Origin of the sequence: Cryobacterium sp. 10I1 (assembly GCF_035019805.1) — a bacterium.
Classification (GTDB): Bacteria; Actinomycetota; Actinomycetes; order Actinomycetales; family Microbacteriaceae; genus Cryobacterium; species Cryobacterium glucosi.
Genome location: NZ_JASJVF010000434.1, coordinates 1 through 1,617 on the forward strand (window position 1 = coordinate 1; position 1,617 = coordinate 1,617).

Sequence of the window (1,617 nt, forward strand, 5' to 3'; positions counted from 1 at the left end):
CATAGGAATCGACGGTGTTCTCGGCGACGATGGCGCCGTGCGGCCACGCGGCCGCGACCAGGTCGCGCCGGCGGACGACCTCGCCAGGGCGGGCGAGCAGGGCCGCGAGCATCCGGAACTCTGTCGGTGTGACGGCGATCTCGAGGTCGGCCCTGGCCACGGTGAACCGCTGGGGGTCGAGGCGGAGGCCCGCCGGCTGCCGGTACGGCTCCGGCCTGCCCCGGCGAGCCAGGGCGCCGACCCGCACGAGCACCTCGGCGAGCGCGAACGGCTTTCCGAGGTAGTCGTCCCCTCCGGCGTGGAAGCCGGTGACGATGTCCTGCACGCCGGTTCGCGCAGTGAGGAAGAGCACGGGTGCGAGCTGTCCGGCGGCCCGGAGGGCCTGGCAGACGTCGCGACCGTCGGAGTCGGGCAGGCCGATGTCGAGCACGATCACGTCGACGGGCTGGCCAGGGCCGAACAGAACGACCGCCTCCGCGCCGGTGTGCGCGAGCAGCAGGCTGTAGCCGGCGCCGCCGAGGGCCTCGGCGAGCACCCGGCGGATGAGGGGGTCGTCTTCGCAGACTCCGACCGTGGGCATGGGGCAATCGTACGCAGTGCCCGCGTGCCGCCCGTGTAAACGGTGCAGGTCAACCCGGGTGGCGGGCGTGCCGGTCAGGCGGCGGGCAGGTTCGGCGGCCTAACCTTCTGCTGCACGAGGTCTTCGGCCCGTCCACCGCCGCCCGGCGCCGATTTCCTGTTCGCACTCCACGCAAAGGCACCAGCATGAACCTGATCCAAGCGCTGATCCTCGGCATCGTCGAGGGAATCACCGAATTCCTCCCGGTCTCGAGCACGGGACACCTCACCCTCACCGAGAAGCTCCTGGGGCTGAAGCTCGACGACCCCGGGGTGACCGCGTTCACCGCGATCATCCAGTTCGGGGCGATCGTCGCGGTGATCCTGTATTTCCGGGCCGACATCATCCGCCTGGCCGTTGCATGGTGGCAGGGCCTCTTCCACCGGGAGGCGCGACTCGCGCACGACTACCGCTTCGCCTGGTACGTCATCGCCGGTTCGGTGCCGATCGGCATCGTCGGCTTTCTCGGAAAGGGCCTGATCGGGGGGCCACTGCGCAACCTGTGGGTCGTCGTTGCCGGGCTGATCGGCTGGAGTGTCGTGATGTTCATCGCCGAGCGTGTCGGCAAGCGCAACCGCCCGGAGGAATCGACGACCCTCAAGGACGCGCTCGTGATCGGCGTCATGCAGTGTGTCGCACTGATCCCCGGGGTGTCCCGCTCCGGGGCGACCATCAGCGCCGGCCTGTTCCGCAACCTCGACCGGGTCGCCGCGACCCGGCTGTCCTTCTTCCTCGCCATCCCGGCACTGACCGCTGCGGGCGCCTATGAGGGCCTCTCCTCGGCGAGCGACATCTCGGCCTCCGTCGGCTGGGTGCCCACGATCGTCGCGACCGTCGTCAGTTTCCTCGTCGCCTATGCCACGATCGCGTGGCTGCTGCGGCTCGTCGCGAAGCACAGCATCGCGGTGTTCATCGGGTACCGGGTCGCGCTCGGCACGGTCAACTCGAACACGTTCCAGGATGACGCCTACAAGTTCGGCAGCCTGACCCACATCGAC

2 protein-coding genes are annotated in these 1,617 nt (G+C 69.5%); one reads left to right on the top strand and one right to left on the bottom strand.

Going from position 1 to position 1,617, the window contains the following annotated elements; all coding sequences use genetic code 11:
• Positions 1–580: response regulator transcription factor (locus QN345_RS18820; protein WP_323509083.1), on the bottom strand; the 580-nt coding region annotated here is incomplete at its 3' end.
• Positions 581–765: 185 nt separating this feature from the next.
• On the opposite strand from QN345_RS18820, the gene QN345_RS18825 reads away from it, so the two are divergent.
• Positions 766–1,617: undecaprenyl-diphosphate phosphatase (locus tag QN345_RS18825; RefSeq protein WP_323509084.1), on the top strand; the 852-nt coding region annotated here is incomplete at its 3' end.